Origin of the sequence: Microbacterium sp. BF1 (assembly GCF_019279095.1) — a bacterium.
Lineage (GTDB): Bacteria > Actinomycetota > Actinomycetes > Actinomycetales > Microbacteriaceae > Microbacterium > Microbacterium maritypicum.
In genome coordinates this window covers 1-8,543 of sequence record NZ_JAGYWT010000064.1, presented here as the reverse complement: position 1 = coordinate 8,543, position 8,543 = coordinate 1, and the positions used below count along the sequence as shown (strand labels likewise).

The 8,543-nt window shown below is 67.7% G+C and carries 10 protein-coding genes; 7 read left to right on the top strand and 3 right to left on the bottom strand.

The features are described from left to right. Nucleotides 1-1,012 (bottom strand): aspartate--tRNA ligase (gene aspS, locus KZA10_RS03975; protein WP_218682224.1); only part of this gene is annotated, 1,012 nt, incomplete at its 3' end. Between the two features lie 143 nt (nucleotides 1,013-1,155). Here aspS and KZA10_RS03970 point away from each other — a divergent pair. Then, a complete protein-coding gene (locus KZA10_RS03970) occupies nucleotides 1,156-1,530 on the top strand; it encodes a DUF5684 domain-containing protein (RefSeq protein WP_017828137.1) in 375 nt (124 codons plus the stop codon). A 1-nt stretch (nucleotide 1,531) separates the two neighbouring features. After that, nucleotides 1,532-2,164 carry a histidine phosphatase family protein gene (locus KZA10_RS03965; protein WP_141386856.1) on the top strand — a complete coding sequence of 211 codons (633 nt, stop codon included), beginning with the start codon at nucleotides 1,532-1,534 and terminating at the stop codon, nucleotides 2,162-2,164. On the opposite strand, the gene KZA10_RS03960 is transcribed toward KZA10_RS03965, so the two are convergent. Then, the gene (locus KZA10_RS03960; protein WP_229778938.1) at nucleotides 2,113-2,949 is read right to left on the bottom strand and encodes an NAD(P)/FAD-dependent oxidoreductase; all 837 of its coding nucleotides are present in this window, start codon (nucleotides 2,947-2,949) and stop codon (nucleotides 2,113-2,115) included. The two genes, KZA10_RS03965 and KZA10_RS03960, sit on opposite strands and share 52 nt — an antisense overlap. A gap of 6 nt (nucleotides 2,950-2,955) precedes the next feature. On the opposite strand from KZA10_RS03960, the gene KZA10_RS03955 reads away from it, so the two are divergent. The 5 genes from KZA10_RS03955 to ccsB all read left to right on the top strand — a co-directional run bounded on the left by KZA10_RS03955 (nucleotide 2,956) and on the right by ccsB (nucleotide 7,721). Continuing rightward, complete coding sequence (locus KZA10_RS03955) at nucleotides 2,956-3,360, top strand: MerR family transcriptional regulator (RefSeq protein ID WP_141386855.1); 405 nt, start codon at nucleotides 2,956-2,958, stop codon at nucleotides 3,358-3,360. A gap of 62 nt (nucleotides 3,361-3,422) precedes the next feature. Further along, entirely contained in the window at nucleotides 3,423-4,073 is a 651-nt protein-coding gene (locus KZA10_RS03950) for a TlpA disulfide reductase family protein (RefSeq protein WP_082524380.1), read from the top strand. 16 nt (nucleotides 4,074-4,089) lie between these two features. Continuing rightward, a complete protein-coding gene (locus KZA10_RS03945; RefSeq protein ID WP_017828142.1) occupies nucleotides 4,090-4,875 on the top strand; it encodes a cytochrome c biogenesis CcdA family protein in 786 nt (261 codons plus the stop codon). An 82-nt stretch (nucleotides 4,876-4,957) separates the two neighbouring features. Further along, complete coding sequence (locus KZA10_RS03940) at nucleotides 4,958-6,742, top strand: cytochrome c biogenesis protein ResB (RefSeq protein WP_218682225.1); 1,785 nt, start codon at nucleotides 4,958-4,960, stop codon at nucleotides 6,740-6,742. Between the two features lie 4 nt (nucleotides 6,743-6,746). Next, entirely contained in the window at nucleotides 6,747-7,721 is a 975-nt protein-coding gene (ccsB, locus tag KZA10_RS03935) for a c-type cytochrome biogenesis protein CcsB (RefSeq protein WP_141386854.1), read from the top strand. A 60-nt stretch (nucleotides 7,722-7,781) separates the two neighbouring features. Here ccsB and KZA10_RS03930 read toward each other — a convergent pair whose 3' ends face one another. Next, on the bottom strand, nucleotides 7,782-8,372 hold the full coding sequence (locus KZA10_RS03930) for a 2'-5' RNA ligase family protein (RefSeq protein ID WP_229778936.1): 591 nt from the start codon (nucleotides 8,370-8,372) through the stop codon (nucleotides 7,782-7,784). Nucleotides 8,373-8,543: the final 171 nt, after the last annotated feature.

Below are 8,543 nucleotides of genomic sequence, written 5' to 3'. Positions count from 1 at the left end.
TGGCCCAGTCCTGCCAGGCGTCGAGCTGCTTGCGGGGCTGCGAGGCGCCACCGGGCATGCGCACCGCGCCGACGTACTCCGCCTGGAAGACGCGGAACGGGGTGTCCTTGAAGTACTCGGTCGCCTCGACGAGCTCGAGTCCGAAGCGCAGGTCGGGCTTGTCGGAGCCGTACTTGGCCATGGCGTCGGCGTAGGTCATGCGCGGCAGGGGCGTGGCCACCTCGACACCGATCGTCGCCCACATCGCCACGATGAGCGACTCCATGAGCGTGATCACGTCTTCCTGGTCGACGAAGCTCATCTCGATGTCGAGCTGCGTGAACTCCGGCTGACGGTCGGCGCGGAAGTCCTCGTCGCGGTAGCAGCGGGCGATCTGGAAGTACTTCTCGACGCCACCGACCATCAGCAGCTGCTTGAACAGCTGCGGCGACTGCGGCAGGGCGTACCAGCTGCCGGGGCTCAGGCGAGCTGGCACCAGGAAGTCGCGCGCGCCTTCTGGCGTGGAGCGCGTGAGGGTGGGCGTCTCGACTTCGGTGAAGTCGTCGGCGTGCAGCACGTCGCGGATCGCCTTGTAGACGTTCGAGCGCAGGCGCAGAGCGGATGCGGGGGCCGGACGACGCAGGTCGAGGTAGCGGTACTTGAGACGGGCTTCCTCGCCCACGGTCTCGGTGTCGGCGAGTGCCGTGGAGACCTGGAAGGGGAGGGGAGCGGACTCGTTCAGCACCTCGACGTCGGTCGCGATGAGCTCGATCTCGCCGGTGGGGAGGTTCGGGTTCGCGTTGCCATCGGGGCGCAGCGACACCTCGCCGGTCACCTTCAGCACGAATTCGTTGCGCAGCGGGTGCGCGATCTCCTCGTCGCGGATGACGACCTGAGCGATGCCGGAGGCGTCCCGCAGATCGATGAAAGCGACTCCTCCGTGGTCACGACGGCGATCGACCCAACCCGAGAGGGTGACGGTCTGACCGATGTGCTCGGCTCGCAGAGAGCCTGCCGAGTGGGTGCGAAGCACGGAGTATTCCTTCTGATCTGGGAAATGGGGAACCCGCCCATTCTACGGGGGCGGACGGGAGGTCATCGGCCCCGTCGGCGGCGTCCGGGGCGGCATATCAGTAGGATCGCCACGACACAGCTCTTACACAGAAAGGATGCACCGTGGACAACAACGGCATCGCCGATCTCTACGCATCGATCTTCTCCGGTACTACGGGCCTGATCGCGCTCGTCTTCTACATCCTCGTCGCCATCGGGCTGTGGAAGGTGTTCACGAAGGCCGGATACCCCGGCATCCTCGCGATCATCCCGATCGTGAACCTCGTCTTCCTGGTGAAGATCGCCGGAATGTCCGGCTGGTTCGCACTGCTGTACCTCATCCCGGTCGCGAACCTGATCCTCGCGATCATCGTCGCGTTCAAGCTCGGTGAGCGCTTCAACAAGGGCGGGCTCTTCTCGTTCTTCCTGCTTTTCCTCTTCCCGTACATCGGGTACCTGATCCTCGGCTTCGGGGATTCGCGCTACAGCAAGGCGTGACATGACGGCGTCCCGGTGGTTGCACCTCGTCCGACACGGCGAGGTGCACAATCCAGCCCGCGTGCTCTACGGTCGTCTTCCCGACTACCACCTGAGCACGGCGGGCCGGGGGATGGCCGCAGCGGCGGCCGACCACGTGGCCTCGCTCGAGCGTCCCGTGCGCGCGCTGTACTCCTCGCCGCTGGAGCGTGCGCAGGAGTCGGCCGAGCCGTTCGCGGAGCGCTTTGACCTCGTGCCCGAGGTCGACATCCGCCTGATCGAGCCGACCAACGTGTTCGAGGGGACGCAGATGCGCCGTTCCCTGATGAACCCGCTGAACTGGTGGCACCTGCGCCAGCCGTCCGTTCCCAGCTGGGGTGAGCCGTATTCCTCCATCGCGGAGCGGATGCTCGGCATCATGGACGAAGCGTGGGATGCGGCACCGGACGGCGACGTCGTGATGGTCTCGCACCAGGCGCCGATCTGGATCACCCACCTCCGGGTGGCGGGCCTGCCCTTGCAGCACGACCCGCGCACGCGTCGCTGCGCCCTGTCGAGTGTCACCTCGTTCGAGCGCGTCGACGACGTCTGGCGAGCGGTCGCCTACGCCGAGCCCGCCGCGACCGGCGGCGCCGTGGACGTCGGCGCGGTCTGAGCCGGTCCTCGCAGCATCTGCAGGTCGAGCTGCGCGACCAACGGTGACCGCTGGCGCATCGATCCCGCCGCGACGAAGATGCCGTCGACCACGCGCTCATCGTGGTGGGTGCGGATGCGCACGCCTCCGTCGACCTTCTCGAGGGAGGAGACAGGGGCAGGGCTCACCCGCACGCCCTTCGCCTCGAGCATCTGGATGTCTTCGTCGGCGAACATCTCCCCGACGGGGAACACGGTGACGTCGCCGACGATCCTTCCCAGCAGGCCGATGAGGTGCGCGGCCCGAGGTGCGGCGCCGAGGATGGCGATCGGTCTTCCCGCGTGCTCGTGTCCGTCGCAGAACGGGCAGCTGAACGCGAGTGTGCCCCACAGGTCCTGCAGGCCGGGGACGTCGGGAAGGTCGTCGGCGACGCCCGTGGCGAGGATGACCTGGCGCCCCTCGACCACGGAGCCGTCGGAGATGCCGACGACGAAGGCATCCTCGGCGCCCGAGACGCTCATCGCTGCGGCGTCGCGGATCTCCACGTCGTCGTAGGCGGAGAGCTCTGCCCGTGCGGTCGCGCGGAGCTGGGCGGGGGCAGTGCCGTCCGCGCCGACCATGTTGTGCATGTGCAGGACGGTGCCGTTGCGGTACTCGCCCGAGTCGAGGAGCAACGTGGAGCGGTGCATCCGCCCGAGGGTCAGAGCGGCCTGCAGTCCTGCCGGTCCTGCGCCGATCGCGATGGCGTCGTACATGGTGGTCCTTCTGATGACGTTGTTGCGTTCCTCGTCAGTCTGTGACTTCATGTCAACATGAAGTCAAGCGATGCGCACCCCTGGTCCGTCGGCGACGTGGCCGCCCGCGTCGAACTGCCCACGAACGTGCTGCGGCACTGGGAATCGGTGGGTCTGCTCCGGCCGCCTCGAGACTCCGCGGGGCGCCGGCGCTACGGCGAAGACGAGGTCGTGCGCATCGCCGTGATCCAGCGCAGCAAGGCCGCGGGGATGACGCTCGAACAGATCGGGGTGCTGCTCGACGACGGCAGCGCCGGGCGGCACCAGGTGCTGCAGCAGCATCTGGAGGACATCGATCGGCGCATGGAGGAGATGCGCCGATCCCGCGAGATGACCGAGCACGCGATGGGCTGCCGGGCGCACGACATCGCCACCTGCCCGCGGTTCCGTGCGGGTGTGGACGACGTTCTGGCACGCTTCTGAGACCCTCGGCGAGGCGCCCGTTTCCGGCTCGCGCATAGGATCCTCTGCGTAAACTCGGAGTCGTGCCAAGCGATTCGACGGTCCGTCAGATCCGCAGCGGCCGCTCCTCCCGCACCCGGCGTTCGCGTCGTGCGGTCGGTGCCGCGCTCGCTGCGGTGCTCGCCATCGGCTTGAGCGCCTGCGCTCCCGATCCGGTGAGCGAATCGTTCCTGAACGGCGAGAATACGGGCTATGTCGCCGCCGACGGTGCCATCGTCGAGATCCCGGTCTCCGAGCGCGGCGAACCCGTCGTGTTCAGCGGGGTGACCGAGGAGGGCGAGAAGTTCGACAGCGCCGACATCGCCGGACAGGTCGCGGTCGTGAACTTCTGGTACGCCGGCTGTGCGCCGTGCCGCCTCGAGGCTGCCGACCTGGAAGCGGTGTGGCAGGACTTCAGCGATGAGGACGTCGCGTTCGTCGGCATCAACACCCGCGACCAGGCGGACACCGCTGTGGCCTTCGCGAACGAGTACGGCGTCACCTACCCCAGCCTGATCGATGTCGACACCGCCCAGGCCAAGCTCGCCTTCGCGAAGGAGACCCCGATCGCTGCGACGCCGACCACACTCGTGCTCGACAAGCAGGGCCGGGTCGCTGCCCGCATCATCGGCCCGATCGACGGCAAGTCGATCCTCTCCACGCTCGTCAAGGACGCCCTGGCGGAGGACTCGTGACCATCAGGGGAGCCTTGTGAACCCCGAAGCGATCATCGGCTCCGGGGCCCTCTGGATCGCGATCCCGGTCGCGATGCTCGCGGGACTCGTCTCTTTCCTCTCCCCGTGCGTGCTCCCCCTCGTTCCCGGCTACCTCGGTTTCCTCGGCGGCGCCGTCGCACCTCGGTCGACCGCTGCTGCCGGTGCGGAAGGCGGGACGACGACGCAGACCACCGAGACCGCGACGCGAGGGCGACTCGTCGGGGGCGTGCTGCTGTTCATCCTCGGGTTCACGATCGTCTTCATCCTCTACACCGTGCTGGGCGGAACGGCCGGGGTCTTCCTGCTGCAGTGGGGCGACCTGATCACGCGCATCCTGGGGGTCGTGATCATCGCGATGGGGCTGGTGTTCCTCGGGCTCTTCGGTTTCGCGCAGAAGGAGTTCCGGTTCCACGTCGACTCGAAGGTCGGCGTCGTCGGAGCCCCGCTCCTCGGTATCGCGCTCGGCATCGGATGGGCTCCCTGCATGGGCCCGACGCTCGCGGCGATCCTCGCGCTGTCGTTCAACGCCGGTGATCCTGTGCGGGCGGGCTTCCTCGGTCTCGCCTACTCTCTCGGCCTCGGCATCCCCTTCCTGCTCGTCGCCCTCGGCTTCGGTTGGGCCACGAAGGCGATCGGTTTCCTGCGTCGGCACATCCGGGTGGTCAACATCATCGGTGGCGTGATGCTTCTCCTCCTCGGCGTGCTGATGGTCACCGGGCTCTGGACCGACATCATGTCGAGACTGACGGCGGTGATCGGCAGTGTCATCCTCCCGCTCTGACGATCCGGAGGTGGGCGCGCGACCCGATTCCCGTCCCGTCAAGCCCACCCGTCCCGAGAAGAACCCCCGCACTGAGAAGGCCATGACCAAGAACAAGGGTGCCGCGAACAGCGACTCCAGCGATCCGCTCCGTCCATCGGACCACGTCGACGGCGACGACTCGATCACCCAGCCGCGGCTCGGGTTCGTCGGCTGGCTGCGCTGGGGCTGGCGTCAGCTGACCTCGATGCGCACGGCGCTCATCCTGCTGCTCGTGCTCGCGATCGCCGCGATCCCCGGCTCGATCTTCCCGCAGCGGATGGCCGACCCGAACGGCGTCACGCAGTGGGAGCGCGACAACCCCGACCTCTTCCCGGTGCTCGACGGGCTGAAGCTGTTCGACGTGTACCTGTCGCCGTGGTTCTCGGCGATCTACCTGCTGCTGTTCGCCTCGCTCGTCGGCTGCGTGATCCCGCGCATCAAGCACCACGCCAAGGCGCTGCGTGCGCGCCCGCCGCGCACCCCCGCGCGACTGCAGCGGCTCGAGGACTACCACACGGTCACTCGGGACCCTGCGGCAGACTCCGGCACGAAGACCGGCGATGCCGAAGCCGAGGCCGCCGCATCGATCGACGTCGCCACGAAACAGCTCAAGGCTCTCGGCTACCGTGTGGAGCGCTACGACCGCGGCCGCACGTTCTCGGTCTCCGCTGAGCGCGGCTACTGGCGCGAGACCGGCAATCTGCTCTTCCACCTCGCGCTCGTGGGGGTGCTGGTCACGGTCGGTATCGGGGGCGGGTTCTCGTACACCGGTCAGCGCGTGCTCGTCGAGGGGGAGACCTTCGCCAACACGCTCCTCGACTACGACTCGATGAACCGCGGACGCTTCGTAAGCGACGACGCGTTCTCTCCGTACTCGATGCGCCTCGACTCCTTCGACGTGACGTACCAGCCGTTCGGTGAGCCCGGCTCCGGGCAGGCCGGAGACTTCTCTGCCAACGTCACGGTGCAGGAGAACGGCGAGGAGCGCACCGGCTCCGTCAAGGTCAACGAGCCCCTCGGTGTCGCCGACGATGACGTGTTCCTCCTCGGCAACGGCTACGCGCCGACCGTGACCGTGCGTGACCCCGAGGGCAACGTGGTGTTCACCAACAGCACGCCGTTCCTTCCTCAGGACAACAACATGACCTCGCTCGGTGTGCTCAAGGTGCCGGACGGGCTTGCGGAGCAGGTCGGACTCGTCGGGTTCTTCTACCCGACCACGGGCGTGCTCGAGAGCGGTGCGTTCTTCTCCGCATACGGCGACCTCACGAACCCGACGCTCACTCTCGACGTGTACACCGGAGACCTCGGGATCAACGAGGGGGTGCCGCGTTCCGTCTACGTGCTTGACACCACGGGGATGACCAAGCTCACGGGCCGCACCACCGACGTCGAGTCGATCGAGCTGGCACCGGGGCAGACCGCACAGCTGCCGAACGGCCTCGGCTCGGTGACCTTCGAGGACGAGTCTCCGGCCGGCGCAGCGGACGCCTCCCAGTCGGTGAAGCGCTTCGCCTCGCTGCAGATCCACCGCGACGAGTCCGGCGTGTGGGTGCTCGGTTTCGCGCTACTCGCACTCGGCGGTCTCATGATCGCGCTGTTCGTGCCGCGTCGCCGTGTGTGGGTCAAGGCCACAGCGAACGACGGCGAGATCGCCCTCGAGTACGCCGCGCTCGCCCGAGGCGAGGACCCGACCCTCGCCGCAGCCGTGGAAGACCTCGTCGCAGGGCATGCCCGACTGCTCGACGCGGCCGGAGGCACCACGGCGCGCCCCACGATCGATGACACCGCGGACGAGTCCGCCGAGCCGGAAGCCCCGGCAACCGACACCCGGAAAGTAGACTGACACCATGCTCGAGCTCAACGTGATCTCGCCTGTTCTGCTCTGGACGGCGATCGCGATCTATGCGGCGGCCTTCGTTGCCTACGCCTTCGATCTCGCACGGCGCTCGCAGGCGACAGCCGACGCGCAGAACGTCCGCGAGTCGGTGCTCGTCGGAGCGGGTGGCGCAAGCACCACCGCATCCGCACCCGCGTCTGGTTCCGGTACCGCCCCGCAGCGATTCGTGATGGCCCGGATCGGCACCTCGCTCACCGTGCTCGGTTTCCTCTTCCACCTCGCCGCTGCGATCACCCGTGGCATCGCGGCCGGACGAGTCCCGTGGGCCAACCTGTACGAGTTCGCCATGATGGGCACGCTGCTCATCATCGCGGTGTTCCTCGTCGTGCTCACCCGCATCGACCTGCGGTTCCTCGGCACGTTCATCACGGGCCTCGTCGTAGTGCTACTCGGCCTCGGGGCGACCAACTTCTACGTCGACGTCTCACCGCTGATGGACCCGCTGAAGAGCGTGTGGCTCGTCATCCACGTGTTCGTGGCCTCGCTCGCGACCGCGTTCTTCGCTCTCGCGTTCGCGCTCTCGGTGATCCAGCTCATGCAGTCGCGCCGCGAGCGACTCCTCGGCGAGAACGCCACGAAGACCGGTCCCGGCTTCCTCCGCACCTTCCCGAACGCGGTGCGCCTGGAGAGCCTGGCGTACATGTTCACGATCATCGGCTTCATCCTCTGGACCTTCACGCTCATCGCCGGGTCCATCTGGGCCTACTACGCCTGGAGCCGCTTCTGGGGCTTCGACGTGAAGGAGACCTGGACCTTCGTGATCTGGGTCATCTACGCCGGATACATCCACGCCCGCGCGACCCGCGGCTGGCGCGGCAACCCCTCGGCGTGGCTGGCGATCGTCGGATTCTCGGCCGTGATCTTCAACTTCACGATCGTGAACGTCTTCTTCAAGGGCCTGCACGCCTACTCCGGCCTGAGCTGAGCTGAGCTGAGCTGAGCCGACCCGCGGTGCCACCAGCGTCGCGGAGGCGGCTTACTCGGGTCAGCCACGCAGCGGGAGGACCTCGGCGTGCTCGATGCCGTCCTGGTACCAGACCAGTTCGGCCTCGATGATCGTCTCGAAAGGCTCGGGCTCGAAGGGTCGTGACTCGGCTTGTGCGAAGCGCGACCACTCGGCTCCGTCGAGGGTCTTGCCGTAGAGCACCGACAGGTGGAACGTCCAGTCCTCCAGAGGCAGCTCGCCGATACGACGGAAGTCCGTGGCATCCAGTGCGGTGGTCAGTGACGAATACGCCCACACGAGCGAGGGGCTGCGGGCGAGGCGCACGATCAGGATCTGCCAGGGCACGGGGAACTCGTCGACGGCTTCGGCGATGACCTCGATCGGGGCCTGCCGCGCTGCCCACGAGCGGATCAGCCCGGTGAGTGCCTCGCGTCGCTCGGGCTCGTAGAACCCTCGCAGTGTGACGTGCCCGGTGTGCGGGCGCCGTGCCGGGACGCCGAGGCGGGAGACGGCGGCATCCTGGACATCGCGATAGACCGTGCCGACCGCCGCGGTGGGCCGGAGTACGAGGTACTGCTGTCCCTCCAGGCTCGCGAGTTGGTCGGGGGTGTCCATGAACGGCCGGCGCATGTCAGGAGCCTAGGACGCGTTGTGAGGGTGCGAAACCGGAGGCTGACACACGAACGGCCCGGTGCGTCATACTTCGACGCGCCGGGCCGGCGTGGATGGTCTTCGCTGCGGGGGGAGGAGTCAGGCCGTGGCGAGGACCGCCTTGGCCGAGGTCGTGCGCCGCAGCGTCAC